18 protein-coding genes and 1 pseudogene are annotated in these 17,430 nt (G+C 65.2%); 10 read left to right on the forward strand and 9 right to left on the reverse strand.

What is annotated here, in order from left to right:
- Window positions 1-110: 110 nt before the first annotated feature.
- The 5 genes from DCN14_RS23405 to DCN14_RS23425 all read left to right on the forward strand — a co-directional run bounded on the left by DCN14_RS23405 (window position 111) and on the right by DCN14_RS23425 (window position 5,162).
- Entirely contained in the window at window positions 111-1,316 is a 1,206-nt protein-coding gene (locus DCN14_RS23405; protein ID WP_240327324.1) for a YbfB/YjiJ family MFS transporter, read from the forward strand.
- Window positions 1,313-2,578, forward strand: a complete 1,266-nt coding sequence (locus DCN14_RS23410; protein WP_096505258.1) for an MFS transporter — start codon at window positions 1,313-1,315, stop codon at window positions 2,576-2,578. Before DCN14_RS23405 ends, DCN14_RS23410 begins: the two co-directional genes overlap by 4 nt.
- Window positions 2,579-2,850: 272 nt before the next feature.
- Window positions 2,851-3,951, forward strand: coding sequence for a nitronate monooxygenase (locus tag DCN14_RS23415; protein WP_096505256.1), 1,101 nt, complete (start codon window positions 2,851-2,853; stop codon window positions 3,949-3,951).
- Between the two features lie 141 nt (window positions 3,952-4,092).
- Window positions 4,093-4,464, forward strand: a complete 372-nt coding sequence (locus tag DCN14_RS23420) for a GFA family protein (RefSeq protein WP_096505254.1) — start codon at window positions 4,093-4,095, stop codon at window positions 4,462-4,464.
- Window positions 4,465-4,706: 242 nt separating this feature from the next.
- The gene (locus tag DCN14_RS23425; protein WP_096505252.1) at window positions 4,707-5,162 is read left to right on the forward strand and encodes a MarR family transcriptional regulator; all 456 of its coding nucleotides are present in this window, start codon (window positions 4,707-4,709) and stop codon (window positions 5,160-5,162) included.
- Window positions 5,163-5,282: 120 nt separating this feature from the next.
- Here the strand turns inward: DCN14_RS23425 and DCN14_RS23430 are convergent, their stop codons facing one another.
- From DCN14_RS23430 to DCN14_RS23445, 4 genes are all read right to left on the reverse strand, one after another.
- Window positions 5,283-6,026 (reverse strand): GNAT family N-acetyltransferase, encoded by a 744-nt coding sequence (locus tag DCN14_RS23430; protein WP_096505250.1) that lies wholly within the window; start codon window positions 6,024-6,026, stop codon window positions 5,283-5,285.
- A gap of 141 nt (window positions 6,027-6,167) precedes the next feature.
- Window positions 6,168-6,497 carry a DUF4148 domain-containing protein gene (locus DCN14_RS23435; protein ID WP_096505248.1) on the reverse strand — a complete coding sequence of 110 codons (330 nt, stop codon included), beginning with the start codon at window positions 6,495-6,497 and terminating at the stop codon, window positions 6,168-6,170.
- A gap of 74 nt (window positions 6,498-6,571) precedes the next feature.
- A complete protein-coding gene (locus tag DCN14_RS23440) occupies window positions 6,572-6,904 on the reverse strand; it encodes a DUF4148 domain-containing protein (RefSeq protein WP_096505452.1) in 333 nt (110 codons plus the stop codon).
- Between the two features lie 63 nt (window positions 6,905-6,967).
- Window positions 6,968-7,387 (reverse strand): organic hydroperoxide resistance protein, encoded by a 420-nt coding sequence (locus DCN14_RS23445; RefSeq protein ID WP_096505246.1) that lies wholly within the window; start codon window positions 7,385-7,387, stop codon window positions 6,968-6,970.
- 401 nt (window positions 7,388-7,788) lie between these two features.
- Here DCN14_RS23445 and DCN14_RS23450 point away from each other — a divergent pair, with 401 nt between their 5' ends.
- On the forward strand, window positions 7,789-9,108 hold the full coding sequence (locus DCN14_RS23450; RefSeq protein WP_096505244.1) for an MFS transporter: 1,320 nt from the start codon (window positions 7,789-7,791) through the stop codon (window positions 9,106-9,108).
- Window positions 9,109-9,170: 62 nt separating this feature from the next.
- Here DCN14_RS23450 and DCN14_RS23455 read toward each other — a convergent pair whose 3' ends face one another.
- Entirely contained in the window at window positions 9,171-10,058 is an 888-nt protein-coding gene (locus DCN14_RS23455) for a LysR family transcriptional regulator (protein ID WP_096505242.1), read from the reverse strand.
- Between the two features lie 103 nt (window positions 10,059-10,161).
- Here DCN14_RS23455 and DCN14_RS23460 point away from each other — a divergent pair, with 103 nt between their 5' ends.
- Window positions 10,162-11,379: an alpha-hydroxy acid oxidase gene (locus DCN14_RS23460; RefSeq protein ID WP_096505240.1), complete on the forward strand. Its 1,218-nt coding sequence runs from the start codon at window positions 10,162-10,164 to the stop codon at window positions 11,377-11,379.
- A 343-nt stretch (window positions 11,380-11,722) separates the two neighbouring features.
- On the opposite strand, the pseudogene DCN14_RS23465 reads toward DCN14_RS23460, so the two are convergent.
- Together DCN14_RS23465 and DCN14_RS23475 are read right to left on the reverse strand one after the other, a co-directional pair.
- Window positions 11,723-12,271 (reverse strand): annotated as a pseudogene (locus DCN14_RS23465) (helix-turn-helix domain-containing protein); the annotation flags it as partial.
- A 659-nt stretch (window positions 12,272-12,930) separates the two neighbouring features.
- Window positions 12,931-13,419 (reverse strand): YbaK/EbsC family protein, encoded by a 489-nt coding sequence (locus tag DCN14_RS23475; RefSeq protein WP_096505238.1) that lies wholly within the window; start codon window positions 13,417-13,419, stop codon window positions 12,931-12,933.
- Window positions 13,420-13,873: 454 nt separating this feature from the next.
- Here DCN14_RS23475 and DCN14_RS23480 point away from each other — a divergent pair, with 454 nt between their 5' ends.
- Window positions 13,874-14,161, forward strand: a complete 288-nt coding sequence (locus DCN14_RS23480) for a YciI-like protein (RefSeq protein WP_096505236.1) — start codon at window positions 13,874-13,876, stop codon at window positions 14,159-14,161.
- Window positions 14,162-14,183: 22 nt separating this feature from the next.
- Here the strand turns inward: DCN14_RS23480 and corA are convergent, their stop codons facing one another.
- Complete coding sequence (corA, locus tag DCN14_RS23485) at window positions 14,184-15,161, reverse strand: magnesium/cobalt transporter CorA (protein WP_096505234.1); 978 nt, start codon at window positions 15,159-15,161, stop codon at window positions 14,184-14,186.
- Window positions 15,162-15,340: 179 nt separating this feature from the next.
- On the opposite strand from corA, the gene cydX reads away from it, so the two are divergent.
- Both cydX and DCN14_RS23495 read left to right on the forward strand, forming a co-directional pair.
- Window positions 15,341-15,487 (forward strand): cytochrome bd-I oxidase subunit CydX, encoded by a 147-nt coding sequence (gene cydX, locus DCN14_RS23490; RefSeq protein ID WP_096505231.1) that lies wholly within the window; start codon window positions 15,341-15,343, stop codon window positions 15,485-15,487.
- On the forward strand, window positions 15,484-16,110 hold the full coding sequence (locus DCN14_RS23495) for an ATP-binding protein (RefSeq protein ID WP_096505229.1): 627 nt from the start codon (window positions 15,484-15,486) through the stop codon (window positions 16,108-16,110). Before cydX ends, DCN14_RS23495 begins: the two co-directional genes overlap by 4 nt.
- Window positions 16,111-16,212: 102 nt before the next feature.
- On the opposite strand, the gene DCN14_RS23500 is transcribed toward DCN14_RS23495, so the two are convergent.
- The gene (locus DCN14_RS23500; RefSeq protein ID WP_040144221.1) at window positions 16,213-17,313 is read right to left on the reverse strand and encodes a saccharopine dehydrogenase C-terminal domain-containing protein; all 1,101 of its coding nucleotides are present in this window, start codon (window positions 17,311-17,313) and stop codon (window positions 16,213-16,215) included.
- Between the last annotated feature and the right edge of the window lie 117 nt (window positions 17,314-17,430).

A 17,430-nucleotide genomic window follows, 5' to 3' on the forward strand; every position in this document is an offset into this window, starting at 1 on the left:
ATTCGGAAGAATGGCTTCCGCATTTCATGGATTCACCCGATCTCCGGTTCAATCTAGACTCCCTTCAACCGACGGGCGTACGGACGCCCGTCCTGTGAATGGAGGTCCACTTGCAAAAAGCGCATCTCGACCGGCCGCATGCGCCGGCGTTCAACGTGTGGCGCGGCACGGTGTCCGGCGCCAGCGCGAGCCTGATCGGCATCGGCCTGGCACGGTTTGCGTACACGCCGCTGCTACCGGCGATCATCGGCGCGCACTGGTTTCCCGAGTCGAGCGCCGCATATCTCGGCGCAGCCAACCTCGGCGGCTATCTGGCCGGGGCACTCGTTGCCGGCACACTGGCGCGCCGCGCCGGCTCGACGTCCGTGCTGCGCGCGATGATGCTGCTCGCGACGCTCGCATTCGTCGCGTGCGCGGCGCCCGTGTCGTTCCTGTGGTTCTTCGTCTGGCGTTTCGCGTCCGGCCTGTCGGGCGGCGCACTGATGGTGCTCGCCGCGCCGGCGATCCTCACGCACGTGCCGCCGGCACGGCGCGGGTTCGCGAGCGGCGGCATCTTCACCGGAATCGGTCTCGGTATCGCGGCATCGGGCACGATCGTACCGATCCTGCTGCGGCAGGGCCTCACCGAGACGTGGCTCGGGCTCGCGATCGTGTCGCTGCTGCTGACCGCCGCCACATGGCACGGCTGGCCCGCGAACGATGTGCCCCCCACGGCGGCCGTCCCGTCGCATGCCGCGCACGGACGCGACGTGCCGACCGGCAGCCTGCGCGCGCTGTACGTCGAATACGGGCTAAACGCGGTGGGACTCGTTCCGCACATGATCTTTCTCGTCGACTATGTCGCGCGCGGGCTCGGCAGAGGCGTGGACGCGGGCGCGCAGTACTGGGTGCTGTACGGTCTCGGCGCGACCGTCGGGCCGCTCGCGTGCGGGCACCTGGCCGATCGCGCCGGCTTCGGCCGCGCGCTGCGTATCGCGTTCGCGATCGAGGCCGTCGCCGTCGTGCTGCCGAGGCTCGGCATGGGCCCGGCTGCGCTGATCGTGTCGAGCGTGCTGGTCGGTGCGTTCACGCCGGGTATCGTGCCGCTCGCGCTTGGACGCGTGAACGAACTGCTTGCACATCATCCGTCGGTCGCGAAGAGCGCATGGCGCAGCGCGACGACCAGCTTCGCGATCATGCAGGCGGTGGCCGCCTACGGCCTGTCGTTCCTGTTCGCATCGGGCGGTGGCCATTACGAAACCCTGTTTACCGTCGGCGCCGTCGCGCTGGCGCTGGCATTCGCGGTCGACCTGGTCGCCACGGCGAGGACGCGATGAGCACGACCGCCCAAGCCCCGGCCGCGGCACGCCCCGAGCGGCCCACGACTAGCTATACCGAACGCCATGAGCGCTATTGGCGGCGCAATCTGGCCGTGTGCGTGTTCGGTTCGTTCACGACGCTCGTGAGCCTGAGCATGTTGCTGCCGTTCCTCCCGCTGTACGTGCGGCAACTCGGTGTCGACACGCAGTCGGACGTGATCCGGTGGTCGGGCGTCGCGTTCAGCGCCACCTTTCTTGGCACTGCGGTCACGGCGCCGTTATGGGGCCGTCTCGCGGACCGTTTTGGCCGCAAACCGATGCTCGTGCGCGCGGCGATCGGGATGGCCGTCGTGATGTCGCTGATCGGCGTCGCGCATACCGTCCATCAACTCGTCGCGCTGCGGCTCATCGCCGGGCTCGTCGGCGGCTATGCATCGGCATCGACCGTGATGGTCGGCACCCAGGCGCCGCGCGAGCGTGCGGGCTGGGCGCTCGGCATCCTGTCGACAGGCGCGCTCGCGGGCAACCTCGTCGGCCCGCTCGTCGGCGGATTGCTGCCGGGCTGGCTCGGCATTCGCGGCACATTCTTCGCGGGAGGCGCCATGATCGCTGTCGCCGCGCTGCTGACGATCGTCATCGTGAAAGAGGACTTTCGCCCGGAAATCGACGCGAAGACGCGCACTCGAACGAATACGCCAGGCGCGGCGCGGCGTACGGATTCCGCGGCGCTCGCGGCACTGCTCGTGACGGCGATGATGGTGTTGCTCGCAAACATGTCGATCGAGCCCATCATCACGGTCTATATCGGCGGGCTCGGCGTCGGCACCGATCATCTCGCGCGCGTTGCGGGCGTCGTGATGGCATGTTCGGCGCTCGGCAGCATGCTGACCGCTGCCAGGCTCGGCGCGCTCGCCGATCGGATCGGCAGTTGGAACGTGATCGTCTGCTGCCTGCTGCTGACCGCGCTTGCGATGGTGCCGCAGGCGTTCGTCACACAGTGGTGGCAGCTCGCCGCGCTGCGCGGGCTGATGGGAATGACGCTCGCGGGGCTGCTGCCGTCGATCGGCAAGCTGGTCCGGCAATCCGTCGACGAGCACGCGACGGGGCAGATGCTCGGCTATCTACAATCCGCGCAGTTCAGCGGACAGGTAATCGGACCGGTAATCGGCGGCCAGATCGGCGTCGCGCTCGGCCTGCACTCGGTGTTCTTCGTGACGGCCGCGCTGCTCGCGATCTGCGCGACGTTTGTTTACCGCGTGCGCGGCCGCGTTGCCCGATAACGGGCCGGCGGGCTGGGTAGTGGCGTAGCATGGACGCAGTTGCGGGGCGCCTCGGTTGCAACGCCGCGACAAACCGACGGTATATCACGCCTTGGCCGCACGTTTGGACTAGCATCATCGCACGGCTGCCCTGACACGCTCGAAACCGCTTTTCGCATCACCGGCCCTGCGCGAAACCGCTGAAATGCGCAGTATGCCGGCCCCGACCCGGCAGCTTCGTCCGCATGCGGCGGGGGCATTCCAATTCCGGACATTGCAGGAGACAACCGACGATGAATCCCCCGACCGACAACCGGACCCTGTTGCGCGCGCTCGGCATCCGCGTCCCGATCATCCAGGCGCCGATGGCCGGCGTCAGCACGCCGGCGCTGGCGGCGGCCGTGTCGAACGCGGGCGGCCTCGGCTCGCTGGGCGTCGGTGCGACGAACGCCGACGGTGCGCGCAAGATGATCCGCGACACGCTCGCGCTCACCGGCCGGCCGTTCAACGTCAACCTGTTCTGCCACCAGCCGGCCGTCGCCGACGCCGCCGTCGAACGCGCGTGGCTCGACTGGCTCGCGCCGGCGTTTCGCGAGCAGGGCGCGACGCCGCCCGCGTCGCTGTCGGAGATCTACACGAGCTTCGTCGCGGACGAAGCGATGCTCGCGATGCTGCTCGATGAAAAACCCGCCGTCGTCAGCTTCCATTTCGGGTTGCCGTCCGACGAGGCGATCGCCACGTTGAAGCGCGCGGGCATCACGCTGTTCGCGGCCGCGACGAATCTCGACGAAGCCCGGCAGATTGCCGCGGCCGGCATCGACGCGATCGTCGCGCAGGGCATCGAGGCCGGCGGGCACCGCGGCGTGTTCGACTCGACGGCTCGCGACGACCGGCTCGGCACGTTCGCGCTGACGCGCCTGATCGTGCGCGAATGCGCGCTGCCGGTGATCGCGGCAGGCGGCATCATGGACGGCGACGGCGTGGCCGCCGCGCTCGCGCTCGGCGCGCAGGCCGCGCAGCTCGGCACGGCCTTCGTCGCCTGCCCGGAGACGTCGATCGACGACGGCTATCGTCGCGCGATCCTCGGCGATGCCGCATGGCGCACGACGTTCACGAGCGCGATTTCCGGCCGCGTCGCGCGCGGCATCGCGAACCGCCTGACCGCGCTCGGCGACGCGCCGGACGCGCCGGCGACGCCGGCCTATCCGATCGCCTACGACGCGGGCAAGGCGCTGCATGCGGCCGCGAAGGCGAAAGGCGAGTTCGGCTACGGCGCGCAATGGGCCGGGCAGGCCGCGCCGCTCGTCCGGTCGCTGCCGGCCGCGGAACTGTTCGCGACGCTCGAGCGCGAAACGCGCGCGGCCATCGCGCGGCTGCAGCACGTGCTGGACTGATTTCCCGATATACGCGGCCACACGTATCCGGCGCCGCAAAATTGTATCGCGCTGTATCTGCGCGCCGTGCGGATACAGCGCGATACAACGCATCGACACGCATCCGCTATAACGCAGGCATGACCTCTCGAGGAACGCATCATGTCTGCCACGTGGTTCAACGGGTCCTGCCATTGCGGGACCGTCCGATTCGAAGTCCTTACCGCGCTTGCGCCGGCGGCTCGCTGCAACTGCAGCCTCTGCCGCCGCCGCGGTGCGCTGATGAGCCCGATGTTCCCCGCGCGCGACCTGAAAATCGTCGCAGGCGAGGGCGCACTCACGCTCTACCGTTTCAACACGCGCACGGCCCGTCACTATTTCTGCAGCCGCTGCGGCGTCTATCCGTTCCACCAGACGCGCAAGGACCCCGGCTGCTGGCGCGTCAATCTCGGCTGCCTCGACGGTGTCGATCCGTATGCGCTCGACGCGTCGGTCGCCGACGGCGCGAGTCTTTCCGTCGTGGAGGACGCATGAAGCGCTGGCTGATGATCCTGCTGTTTGCCGCGGGCGGCCTTGCGACCGAAATCGCGCATCCGGTGCAGTGCTCGCTGCTGTCGGTGAGCCGGCAGCGGAGCGGCGCGCGCCGCTGACCCCGAACGGGCGTCTCGGGCTCACACATCCTCTTGATCGGAAACGATAATCATGCTTCCGATAAGATCGCACGCGATATATAATGCGTTCATCTGCGACCGATCGCGCGTCGATGGAGGACGTTCATGAAACCGACCGAAGCACAATCGCCTGCCACGCCGAAGCTGTCCGAGTTTCTGTGTTTTGCGATCTATTCGACGAACCTTGCGTTCGGCAAGGCGTACAAACCGATCCTCGAAGAACTCGGCCTCACGTACACGCAATACATCACCCTCATTGCGTTGTGGGAAGCGGGCAATCAGACGGTCGGGCAACTCGGCGAAAAGCTGTTCCTCGAATCGAACACGCTGACGCCGATCCTGAAGAAGCTCGAGGCAATGGGCTATCTGGAGCGGCATCGCGATCCGTCGGACGAGCGCCAGGTGCTCGTGAGCCTGACGAAAAGCGGCCGCCGCGTGCGCGAGAAAGGGCTCGACATGAACCTGATCGAAGCGACCGGCCTGAAACCCGACGAATTCGCGAAGATGCAGAAGGCGATCGTCACGCTGCGCGGCAATCTGATCGACTCGGTCAACGAGTAGGCGGCCAGGCGACTCGACGCCGATTCGATATCCGGCCGGCGAAACGGCTTTCGCCGGTCATTGCCGTCTCCGCGATTTTCCGCGCCGGTCAGGCCGTCAGCGGCCGACGTGCCACATCGGTTACGGCCGCTTCTCCGGCTCGCTCGCTGTGGTTGCCGCGCTTCCGAGCACCAGCAAATGCATGTCGCGGCGCGTGACGAAGCCGAGCGCCAGATAGCGTTCGATCGCGACGCGATTCGACGCGAGCACGTGCAGAAACGGCGTTTCCCCGCGTGCGCGACCGGTTGCGATCAACGATCGAATCAGTCCCGCCGCGAGCCCCTGGCCGCGGAACGCGGGGTCCACGCACACGGCGCTGATCTCCACATGCCCGCCGGCCCTCAGCCGCTGACCGCTCATCGCCACGAGCCTGCCCGCCCTGCGAACACCGATATAGCCGCCGAATTCGATCGTGCGCGGGCCGAACGGGCCCGGCTCCGTCATCGCGATCAGTTCGAGCATCTCCGGCACGTCGGCTTCGGTCAGCGGGACATGCTCGAAAGGATGCGCGTCATCGAGCGTTCCCTGCCAGACCATCTGATGCAGCACCGCGCGCCAGACCACGGAAAAGCCGGCCGGCGTCGGGATTTCGTCCGGCGTGACGAGCGCCGCAGGCCCGTGTTCGTCGATCAAGCCACGCAATGCGTCGAAGGCGGCCGCGCTGCGCTCGGCCATGCCGGCAAACGGCGCGACCGTCGGGGGAAACCGCAACGCGCGATCGTCACCCAGCGCGAAACGGCGCTGCTCGCCGGCGAGTGCGTTCCATACCGCGTTGTCGAGCGGGTGCTGCGTGTCTGCCGCAGGTCCTGTCGTTGTTTCCAGCATCGCCGGTTCCTCGAGTAAAGGCTGTCCGTCGCACAGCATAGACGGGATCGTCCGCGCCGGCAGCACACCGACAAAAAGCGCACGCGATTACATCGCATGCGCTTTATTGGATGGACACTGCCGACGATTTCGGCGTGACGCTCAATGTCCGAAGTAGATCGAGCGCTCGGCCGTGCGGATCGTGACGTGACTGCCGGATTGCGTTGCGCTGTCGGCGTTGCGGCCGTAGCCGGATGCCTGCGTGCCGGCCACCGTCGCATCAGTGTCGCGGATCCGCTTCAGCGCTGCCTGCAGGTTGTCCGGATAGTTCGGATCGTTCGGGCGGTTCGGCAGATAGCCGGCCTTCTGGAGCGCGGCCAGCTCCGCATGCACCTGCGCACGCGTCACGGTGCTTTCGTTTGCGAATGCCGGCGCGGTCACGCTGGCCGATACGGCGACGAGCAGGGCTGCAATCAGTCGGGTCTTCATCATTCACCTCATACAGAAAAAAAGGATTCCGGGGCTGCGTGCGGTACGCCGGCAACCGGCGCCGCTCGCGGTTTCGTTCAATGACCGAAGTAGATCGAGCGCTCGGCAACGCGTGTCGGCGCACGGCTGCCCGATTGCGTGACGGCGGCAGTGTCGCTGCCGTAGCCGGACGTCACCGTATCGGCCGTCACGGCGTCGTTTGCATGGACATGGATACGGGCCAGCGCGGCCTGCAGGTCGTTCGGATAGTGCGGATCGTTCGCACGGCCCGGCGCATAACCGGCCACCTCGAGCTGCACGAGTTCGGCGCGCACTTGTGCACGCGTCACGCCGGATTCATTGGCAAAGGCCGGTGCAGCCACGGCAGCGGACACGGCGACGAGCAGGGCAGCGATCAGTTGGGTTTTCATCATTTACCTCGACAAGAAAATGGAAGGACAGGTGCGAGGGCGGCGCTCCGCCCGATGATGCGTTCAGGCGATGTGGATCTCGACGTCGATGTTGCCGCGCGTCGCCTTCGAATACGGGCAGGTCTGATGCGCGGTATCGACGATGTGCTGCACGACGTCACGGTCGAGCCCCGGCGCGCTCACGTTCAGGCGCGCCTGCAGGAAGTACGCGTTGCCGCCCGTGCCGAGGTCCACTTCGGCATCGACCGCGAGATCGGCCGGCAGCGTCACCTTCGCCGCGCGCGCCGCAAGCTGCATCGCGCCGATGAAGCAGGCCGACCAGCCGGCGGCGAACAGTTGTTCCGGGTTGGTGCCGGTGCCCGCGCTGCCCGGCGACGACAACTGAATGTCGAGGCGGCCGTCGGAACTGCGTGCGGCGCCGTCGCGGCCGCCGGAAGTCGTATGCGTCTTGCCCGTGTACAGCACTTTTTCGATCTTGCTCATCGTTCACTCCGTCAGGTTCGAAGGTTTGTCTCAGATGCGATTCGATCGCATGCGATGCAGTTTGGTCGATGCGCCTCCGCACGTCAAGCGCATTCGATTAAATCGCATGCGATATTTTGTATTCCAACGTATCTGAAACGCACAGCGCCTTTCCCGACAAGGCTTTTCGACGATCGAACCCTGATAATAGGGGATCGCGGGAAGATGACCGGTTCCGGGCAAGCGGTGGAGAAGGGCGATTCACTCACTTGGCCTTTCCATAAAGCGAACAAACTCATTGTCATTATTTCGCTTTCTACAAAGCACCGTCTCTTCTAACCTTGCCGCACCCGATCGCAAGGCGGGGCGCCCACGGCCCGCGCTTGCCCGGACAACGAGCACAATCGAAACGGAGACCTCACGTGTCGCGCGTCAGCCCTGTTGCAACCGCCACGGATTCCCGGCGGACCGGAACCCTCGCGAACCTGCGATCCATCTTCAGCGGATCGGTAGGCAACCTCATCGAGTATTACGACTGGTACGTCTATTCGGCGTTTTCGCTGTACTTCGCGAAGGCATTCTTTCCGAACGGCAACCTGACCGTGCAGTTGCTGAATACGGCGGCCATCTTTGCCGTCGGCTTCATCATGCGTCCGATCGGCGGCTGGCTCGTCGGCATGTACGCGGATCGCAAGGGGCGCAAGGCCGCGCTGCTCGTCTCGGTGCTGGCCATGTGCGCCGGCTCGCTGATCATCGGCCTGACGCCCGGCTACGCGACCATCGGCATCGCCGCGCCCGTGCTGCTGGTCACGGCGCGCCTGCTGCAAGGGTTGAGCCTCGGCGGCGAATACGCCAGTTCGGCAACGTACCTGAGCGAAATGGCCGACCCGTCCAGCCGCGGTTTCTATTCGAGCTTCCTGTTCGCGACCTTGTCGCTCGGCCAGTTGCTCGCGATGGGCGTCCTGGTGGTGCTGCAGCAGTTTTTCCTGACCACCGCGCAACTCGAAAGCTGGGGTTGGCGCATCCCGTTCCTGCTTGGATCGCTGCTCGCCTGCAGCGCGATCTTCCTGCGCAGCAACATGGAGGAAACGGCGTCGTTCGAGCAGCATCGCCGGAGCAAGCGTCGCCACGCATCGATCGCGGACCTGTTTCGCCACAAGCGCGAATGCCTGATCGTGGCCGGCCTGACGCTCGGCGGCACCGTCGCGTTTTATGCGTACACGACGTACATGCAGAAATTCCTCGTCAACAGCGCGGGGATGAGCAAGGCCAACGCATCGATGGTTTCCGTGCTCAGCCTGCTGGCGTTCGTCGTGATGCAGCCGATCTTCGGCAGCCTGTCCGATCGCATCGGCCGCCGTCCGCTGCTCATCGCGTTCGGCGTACTCGGCACGCTCTGCACCGTGCCGATCTTCCAGGCCCTCAGCGGCGTTCAGACGACCGGCGGCGCACTCGCGCTGCTCATCGTCGCACTCCTGATCGTCAGCCTGTATTCGTCGGTCAGCGCGGTGGCGAAGGCCGAACTGTTCCCGGTCGGCGTGCGCGCACTGGGCGTGGGATTGCCGTACGCGATCACGGTGTCGCTGTTCGGCGGAACCGCCGAGTACGTCGCGCTGTGGATGAAGAGCATCGGACACGAAGCGTGGTTCTTCTATTACGTGTCGGCCTGCGTGCTCGTTTCGCTGCTGTGCTATCTGTGGATGCCCGATCCCAAGCGCGTGTCGCGGATCGACGAAGCGTGACGATCGCCCGCCGCTACCGGGCCGCCCGCGCGTAACGCCGGCGGCCCGGTAGCTGTTACCTGTCAGCGGAAATCCGCGTATTGCCGCACCAGCGACAACATCGACGGAATCAGCCCGCGCACGTCGCCGCGACGCCACTGGAACGCATACGGAAGCGGCGCCAGCGGCGGCTCGCTCGCCAGCTCCACGAGGTCGCCGCCCAGCCGCGCGCGTGCCCAGTCGACCGGCAGAAAGCCGATGCCGACGCCTTCACGCAACATGCCGGCCACCGCACTCCAGTTGTTGCACGCGATCCTGCGCGCGTGATTGATGCCGCACGCCAGCAGCCAGTCGTCGAGAATGCGCGTCACGCCCGAACCGGACGGCAGCAGCACCAGCGCGTGGCGGGCGATCAGCGCCGGCGTCAGCACGCGCTCGCGGCCGACCAGCGCGTCGGCCGCCATCCACGCGAAGCGCGCTTCCGCGACCGGCTGCGACAGCACGCTGCCGCGCGACGAGCGGCCCGCGATGACCGCGAAGTCCAGCTCGCCCGCATCGACTTTCTCTTCGAGCGCCGCCCCCACGTCCACATACGGCTCCAGCGCCAGCTTCGGATGTTGCTTCTGGACGGCCGCCACGAAACGCGGCAGCCACGTCAACGCCGACAGCTCGCCGACCCCGAAACGCAGCCGGCCGCTCAATCCTTCGTCCCGTGCCACCGAGTCCTGCAGCGCCGCGACGGATTCCAGCACGCGCACCACGGCCGGCAACAGCGCCTCGCCGTCGTCGGTCAGTACGGCCCGATGGCCGCTCCGGTCGAACAGCGTGCGCTCGACGACCTGTTCCAGTTCGTTGATGCGCTTGGACAACGACGACACCGACAGATGCAGCCGTTGCGCCGCGGTCGAGAAGTTGGCGCACGTCGCAGCCCAGTAGAACGCATCGAGTTGCTTGAGAGTCGGGGTCGCCATTGTCTTTCGCTTTTATCGAACAAATTCATTGGAAGATTATCGCTTTTTATGAACCTCGCGCGGACCTAAAATTCCCGCATCGATTCGACAACAGGCCGCTGAAATGACCCCGTCCGCATCCTCCCTTTCCGCAGCAAGCCGCCCGCAGGCCGATACGCGCACGCCGCGCGTGCTGCGCAACATGCTGAGTCTTCACGATTTCGAGGCCGCGGCACGCCGCGTGCTGCCGCGCCCGATCTTCGGCTATGTCAGCGGCGCGGCGGAAGACAACCGCACGCGCGACGACAACCGTGCCGTGTTCGACGAGTACGGGTTTGCCACGCGCGTGCTGCGCAACGTGTCGCAACGGCAGCAGGCGGTCGAGCTGTTCGGACGGCGCTATGCGTCGCCGTTCGGCATCGCGCCGATGGGTATCCATGCGCTGTCGGCCTATCGCGGCGATATCGTGCTTGCGCGCGCCGCGCAGCGCGCGGGCATCGCGTCGATCATGAGCGGCTCGTCGCTCATCCCGCTGGAGGAGGTGGCCGCCGCCGCGCCGGGCACGTGGTTCCAGGCGTACCTGCCCGGCGATGCCGAGCGCATCACCGCCTTGCTCGAACGTGTCGCGCGCGCCGGCTACCGGACGCTCGTAATTACGGTCGACATCCCCGTGTCCGCCAATCGCGAGAACAACGTGCGCACCGGTTTCAGCACGCCGCTGCGCCCCGGCCCGCGGTTGTTCTGGGACGGCATCACGCGCCCGCGCTGGCTCGCGGGCACCTTCGCGCGGACGCTTCTCGCGCATGGCATGCCGCATTTCGAAAATTCCTTTGCGACACGCGGTGCACCGATTGTGTCGTCGTCGGTGCTGCGGGATTTCTCCGCACGCGACCATCTCGACTGGGGGCATCTCGCGCGGATCCGGCAGGCGTGGAAGGGCGAGCTGGTGATCAAGGGCATCCTCAGTGTGGAAGACGCCGTCATCGCGCGCGACGCGGGTGCGGACGGGATCATCCTGTCCAACCATGGCGGCCGCCAGCTGGACGGCGCGGTGTCGCCGATGCGAATCCTGCCCGACGTGGTTCGCGCGCTCGGCGCGGATTACCCGGTGATGATCGACAGCGGCTTTCGGCGCGGATCGGACGTGCTGAAGGCGGTCGCCATGGGCGCACGGATGGTGTTCGTCGGGCGGCCGTTCAATTACGCGGCGGCGGTGGCCGGGGAAGCGGGCGTGCTGCACGCGATCGGCCTGTTGCGCGACGAGGTGGACCGGAACATGGCGATGCTGGGCGTCGATCGATGCAGCCGTGTAACGCAGGACGTGTTGATCCGGAAAGCATGATTCGGAAATTCATGCATCTATCTGGATAACTTTTCTTATCACAATAGATTTGTTTTAGATCGAAACTCTCGTGTGCGAAAACGTGGCTGGGTTCCATTTTCGACGTGCATCGCAGGGTGAAGGGCGATCGGTATCGGGGGAAGGAGATCGGTACATCACGCGCCATTTCGGGCGTTCGGAGAGCAATCCAGACCATGCAAGGCAACGCGATTGTCTGGCTTCGTTGGAGGAGAGAAAAGAGCGTCGTCGGCCGCGCGGGTGTAGCGGCCGATGCGTATCGAGGTCGCGCTTCGGCGATTTCGCGAAGCGCGCGTTTTAGGCGGCGATGAAGGAGGGCGCGTAAGTAGTTGAAGGTCGATTCGGTCTGCGTGAAGTGCAGCATCATCAGCCGGCTCGTCGCGTCGTCCACATACACCAACAGCGTGCAGGCCGGTGCCCGTTCCTCGAACCACCGATGATCGCTGCCGTCGATCTGGATCAGTTCGCCGAGGCAAGCCCGGCGCGCTCGCGGCTGATAAACCTTCGGCGGTCGTTGCCGGCGCGGAATCCACAGCCCGGCGTCCGTCATCAGCCTTCTGACCGTCTCCTTCGACAACTGCAGCCCGTGGCATTCCCACAGCTTCTCGCAGGCCAGCGTCGGCCCGAAATCGGCGTAGCGCTCACGAATCAGGCTCAAGGCACGATGCGCCAAATCCTCGGGCAGTTGATGGTTGCTCGCGTGACCACGACGCTGCGAAATCAGCCCGACCGGGCCAGCAGCGCGATACCGGGCGACCAGCCGTTCAATCTGCCGGCGACTGATCCCGAGCCGCTCCGCGGCTCGCCAAGGCATCAGATGCTGCTCGATCACGGCTTCCACGACCTTCCGACGGTCCAGCTCCCGCATGCTCATGGTGATCAGTCCAGGTTGGCCCACGATGCGCTCCGGCAGTTCAAACCGCCGCCAGCATGCGCCGAAACCCTCGAACTACGACATTTCAACTTTGCCCAGATACGACATTACAACTTTGCTCTTACAACCATTCGGTTGATAACTGTGATTATGTCAAATAACAAATTCACCGGAAACCACCACTGAACATCGGTGGATCTTGACCAGTCCGCCACCCCTCACTTTCGCGGCGCAATCTTTACGAGTTCTTTGCGCGCATCCGGAAAGTACTCGTTGGCCTGCTCGAGCGTAAGAAAATACGGCGCTCGAGCTTCCGCAGCAATCTCCAGAAACTGACCGCAATTCGTGCATCGGTACAGCTCCGCGTGCCTGGAAATATTTATACCAAGATATTTATACCAAGATATTCATAGTTAGAACGCGTTCTGCCGAAGCTGCGACACTTTTCGCACGACATCCGCATCTCCTAATCGGGTCCGTCTTCCAGACTCAACTAGTTTAAAAAATTCTTCAAGCATCCCACCTCATCGGTCGCCGCCAACCACCGGTTCCAGCACGCCGCCGCCTCGACAAAATCAGCGGCGCACGGTTGCCTCCGCGTCCGCCCACCGCCCACCGGACGCCGTCTCCCTCCATCGCAACCACCCGCGCCAAGCCGATCAAGACACCCACATTCCCTGCATCCTGTGCGAGAAATGCGCGCGCTCGGCCGTCTCCATCAGCGACAGGAATTCGTCCTGCATCATGTGGATCAGCGCTTCGTGGTCGCCGGCCTCGAAATACACTTCCGGCTGCTCCGCGAGATGCTCCTCGAGGAACGTCTTCATCCCGTAGGCCATACACACCGGCGGCAACGCGCCCATGTCGCAATCCTTGAACAGTTCGCGCAGCTCGATTTCCCTGGCGAGCACGAGATGGCGGCCGGTCTTGACCCAGAGGTCCGACAGCCGCACCGCGTGCGACGTCGGCAGCACGGCGGCGACGTAGCCTTCGTCGTCCTCGAGCAGCACGGTTTTCGCGAGACGATTGCCGGGGATATGCGCGGCGGCGGCCGTCTCCATGCTGGTATGACTATACGGGTGGTACACGACTTCGTACCGCGATGACTTCTGGCGCAGGCAATCCTGCAGGGTGGCTGATACAGGCATGGCACACCTCGTCTGGGCGAATCGGGCGAACGAAGTTCGCACCGGATTCGTTCAGCATAGGTCGCATTCTGGCCAATGGAAACGCCCTCGCGCGGCGTCCGTACGGGCCGGCCGACGGCCGGCTGCGGCCCCTTTTCCGACGGTTCGTCCGCCCTCGCCGGCATGTGAAATCCGGACCCGGAATACGCTCATCGAGCCACCTTTCCTGAAGACAAAGTTCGCCGATGGACGTCTCGTCGCGACAGCACATCGCAATCCGACGACGGACCAGCGATAGACCGTTAGTTGCATTTAAAGGAAAAGACAGGAACGCAAAAATGCCCAGCGGCGTCGCCACGCAAACTCGTCCGAACACGCCGGGCGAATCGCCGCGAGCCGCGCCGACAAAGACCGAACCGTGTCCTATACTGAGCCGGCCGCCGCCCCCGCGCGGCAACCGATTCCGGGAGCGACCATGCATTACCAGCTGATCTACGATCTCGTCGACGATTACTTGGCCCGGCGCGAACCGTTCCGCGCCGAGCACCTCGCACTCGCGCAGGCCGCAACCGAACGCGGCGAGCTCGTGCTCGCCGGCGCGTTGCAGGATCCGGCCGACCTGGCCGTGCTCGTGTTCGAAGGCGATTCGCCGGAGGCCGCCGAATCGTTCGCGCGCGCCGATCCGTACGTGCAGAACGGCCTCGTCAAGTCGTGGCGCGTGCGGCCATGGCGTGTCGTGGTCGGCAAGCACGCGCCGCGCTAGCGGCGCACAGCGACAGGCGCGGCTACAGCCACCCCGCCCGCTTGAACCGCCACCACAGCCCGAGATCGGCCGCGAGCATCACCGCGATGCAGCCGTAGAAGCCGTATTTGAGATGCAGCTCGGGCATGTTCGCGAAGTTCATCCCGTAGATGCCGGCGATCATCGTCGGAATCGCGAACAGCGCGGCGAACGAACCGAGCCGCTTGGTCACCTCGTTCTCGGCGAGCGAGATCATCCCGAGGTTGACCTGGATCGCAGTCACGACCATCTCGCGCCGCCCTTCGATCGTCTTCACGATCCGCTGCAGATGGTCGTACACGTCGCGGAAATAATGTTCCATCCCGCTGCAGACCTGCGGAATCCGGCCGCCGGTGAGCTTCGCGAGCGGTTCGAGCAGCGGCGCCGTGTGCTGGTACAGCATCACGAGCCGACGCTTGAGCGAATAGAGATCCTCGATGATCGCGCGCGACGATGACGGCGAAGCCTTCGTGAAGATGCGGTCCTCGAGCTCCTCGAGCTCGCTGCCGAGCGTCTCGAGGATCGGGAAATAGCGATCGACGATCTGGTCCATCAGCGCATAGAACACGAACGCCGAGCCTTCCTTCAGCAGATGCGGCTCGCGCTCGCAGCGCTTGCGCACCTCGCGGAAGTCCTGTTCCGTATGGTTGCGGATCGACAGCACGTAGTTCGAGCCGACGAACACGTTCATCTCGCCGACCTTGAATTCGTCGTCGTCGTCGAGTTCGACCGTGTGCAGCACGGCGAACAGCGAGTCGCCGTACTCCTCGATCTTCGCCCGCTGATGCCCGTTGCGGGCATCCTCGAGCGCCAGCTCGTGCAGCCCGAACTCTTCGCCCATCAGATCGATTTCCTCGGGCGTCGGATCCTTCAGCGCCACCCACACGAAACACTCGGGTTTCGACACGTAGTCACTGATGGCGTCGATATCGATGTCGGCCAGCTTGCGGCCGTCCTGGTATGCAGCACAGTTGATCAGCATGGTGTCCGTGATGTTGCCGTTTGCGCGTCAGTTTACCGGTTTGCCGCGCCGGCGGCCCGGCTTGCGCGTCGCGCCGATATTGGTCATGATCGGACTGCATGCGCCGCAGGCTGCACGCGGCATCGCTTCGACAGGCTCACGGCACGCTCGTGCGCCCCAACCGTCCAGGAGACAAACCCATGTGGTATTTCGCGTGGATACTCGGCATCGGTGTGGCCCTCGGCTTCGGCATCATCAATGCGATGTGGCTGGAAGCGGAAGTGTTCTCGCGCGACGACAAGCGCTCCGACACGTCGCGTGCGGGTTCGCGGAGCCGGTATTCGTGACCCACCTGGTGTTCTTTTGCGGCCATGCCGGCACCGGCAAGACCACGCTCGCGAAGCGGCTGATCGGGCCGCTGATGCGCGCGACCGGCGAGGCCTTCTGCCTGCTCGACAAGGACACGCTGTACGGCCGCTACAGTTCGGCCGCGATGGGCGCCCTCACGTCGGACCCGAACGACCGCGACAGCCCGCTCTATCTGAAGCATCTGCGCGACCCCGAATACCAGGGCCTGCTCGACACCGCCCGCGAAAACCTCGCGCTCGGCATCGGCGCGCTGGTGGTCGGCCCGCTGTCGCGCGAAGTACGCGACCGGCGCATCCTCGATCGCGCGTGGCTCGGCATTGCGCCCGACGTCACGCTGACCGTCGTCTGGGTTCATACGGCCGAAGACGTCGCGCACGAGCGGATCGTCGCGCGCGGCAACCCGAACGACGCCTACAAGCTCGCGCACTGGGACGAATACCGGCAACGCCGCTTCGTGCCGACCGGCGACGAATGCGACGGGATCGTGATGTTCGACAATACCGCGCCGTCCGACGCCGACGTCGAGACGCTGCTGTACCGCATCGCGCCCCCGGCGCCGCCCGTGCCGCAAGCGACGATCGTTCCGCCGCTGCCGGCCTGAACGGGCCACCGCCCTTCTCTTCTTCCGTGCCTAAAAAACAACGCCGGAAGCGCTGCTGCGCTCCCGGCGTTGTCACACGGCCCTCGTGCCATCGATCCGTCGTCAGGCGACTTCGTGCACGCGCTCCATCGTGCCGCCTTCGTACAGCTTGCCGAAGCGGTTCGCGAGGAACGCCTTCAGCGACACTTTTTCCTGCGGGATGAAACCGCTCTGCGGCAACTTCTTTTCGCGGAACAGGTCCAGCACCGCACACATCGCGCCGGCCGTCGTGATCTGGATCGCGCTCATGTGCATCCCGCACACGTCCTTCGCGAAGATCTTGCGGGTGAACACGTCCTGCACGAGCTGGCCGTCCTTCACGCCCGTCACCGTGACGAACACGAGCACGACGTCCTGCTTCGTCGACGGCACGGCACGGCGCATGATCGACTTCAGCGTGTCGCGGTCGCTCGACAGGCGCAGGTCTTCGAGCAGGAACTGCACGAGTTCGCGGTGGCCCGGATAGCGCACCGACTTATAGTCGAGCGTCTCGACCTTGCCCGACAGCGTCTCGCACAGCGTGCCCAGGCCGCCCGACGTATTGAACGCTTCGTATTCGGTGCCGTCCAGCGAGAAGTGCTCGAGGCCTTCGAGCGGCTGCACCCACTGCTTGCGGCCGTCGCGGATCGCTTCGCACGGCTGGCAGTATTCGTTGATCAGACCGTCGACGCTCCACGTCAGGTTGTACTTCAGCGCATTGGTCGGATACTCGGGCAGCGCGCCGACGCGCATCTTCACGTCGCGCACTTCGCTGAAGCCGTTTACGAGCTCGTGTGCGGCGATGCCGATGAAGCCCGGTGCGAGGCCGCACTGCGGCATGAATGCACGGTCCGAACCGTCGGCGAGTTCGCGAATCGCGTGGGTCGCGCGCACGTCTTCGGTCAGGTCGAAGTAGTGAACGCCGGCAGCCTTCGCAGCGGCCGCGACGTTGACCGCGAGGTAGTACGGCAGCGCGTTGACGAGCGCATCGAAGCCCTTCACGGCTTCACGGATCGCATTGGCGTCGGCCGAATCGACACGCTGCGTCGCGATCCCTTCGCGCGACAGCTTCGCGAGCGCATCGGCGTCGCGGTCGAACGCGACGACTTCGTAGTCGCCCGTTTCACGCAGCATGTGAGCAATGGTGTGGCCGATCAGACCTGCGCCGACGATGGCGATTTTCATGCGCTTATCTCCTGATGATGGGTTTGGTGTTTGTGTACGGCGTCGAGCCATGAACACAGTTTAGGGACGCGCAAAATCAGTTCCAAGACGAAGAATGATGCGAAACGACCGATGGAT

Origin of the sequence: Burkholderia sp. IDO3, from assembly GCF_003366075.1 — a bacterium.
In the GTDB taxonomy this organism is placed as follows: Bacteria; Pseudomonadota; Gammaproteobacteria; order Burkholderiales; family Burkholderiaceae; genus Burkholderia; species Burkholderia anthina.

Excerpts from the sequence above, each read along its gene's own strand:
- DCN14_RS23500 (WP_040144221.1), bottom strand. The coding sequence starts at position 17,313 with ATGAAAATCGCCATCGTCGGCGCAGGTCTGATCGGCCACACCATTGCT.
- corA (WP_096505234.1), bottom strand. The coding sequence starts at position 15,161 with ATGCTGATCAACTGTGCTGCATACCAGGACGGCCGCAAGCTGGCCGAC.
- DCN14_RS23415 (WP_096505256.1), top strand. The coding sequence starts at position 2,851 with ATGAATCCCCCGACCGACAACCGGACCCTGTTGCGCGCGCTCGGCATC.
- DCN14_RS23440 (WP_096505452.1), bottom strand. The coding sequence starts at position 6,904 with ATGAAAACCCAACTGATCGCTGCCCTGCTCGTCGCCGTGTCCGCTGCC.
- DCN14_RS23445 (WP_096505246.1), bottom strand. The coding sequence starts at position 7,387 with ATGAGCAAGATCGAAAAAGTGCTGTACACGGGCAAGACGCATACGACT.
- DCN14_RS23460 (WP_096505240.1), top strand. The coding sequence starts at position 10,162 with ATGACCCCGTCCGCATCCTCCCTTTCCGCAGCAAGCCGCCCGCAGGCC.
- cydX (WP_096505231.1), top strand. The coding sequence starts at position 15,341 with ATGTGGTATTTCGCGTGGATACTCGGCATCGGTGTGGCCCTCGGCTTC.
- DCN14_RS23420 (WP_096505254.1), top strand. The coding sequence starts at position 4,093 with ATGTCTGCCACGTGGTTCAACGGGTCCTGCCATTGCGGGACCGTCCGA.
- DCN14_RS23410 (WP_096505258.1), top strand. The coding sequence starts at position 1,313 with ATGAGCACGACCGCCCAAGCCCCGGCCGCGGCACGCCCCGAGCGGCCC.
- DCN14_RS23480 (WP_096505236.1), top strand. The coding sequence starts at position 13,874 with ATGCATTACCAGCTGATCTACGATCTCGTCGACGATTACTTGGCCCGG.
- DCN14_RS23455 (WP_096505242.1), bottom strand. The coding sequence starts at position 10,058 with ATGGCGACCCCGACTCTCAAGCAACTCGATGCGTTCTACTGGGCTGCG.
- DCN14_RS23475 (WP_096505238.1), bottom strand. The coding sequence starts at position 13,419 with ATGCCTGTATCAGCCACCCTGCAGGATTGCCTGCGCCAGAAGTCATCG.
- DCN14_RS23430 (WP_096505250.1), bottom strand. The coding sequence starts at position 6,026 with ATGCTGGAAACAACGACAGGACCTGCGGCAGACACGCAGCACCCGCTC.
- DCN14_RS23425 (WP_096505252.1), top strand. The coding sequence starts at position 4,707 with ATGAAACCGACCGAAGCACAATCGCCTGCCACGCCGAAGCTGTCCGAG.
- DCN14_RS23435 (WP_096505248.1), bottom strand. The coding sequence starts at position 6,497 with ATGATGAAGACCCGACTGATTGCAGCCCTGCTCGTCGCCGTATCGGCC.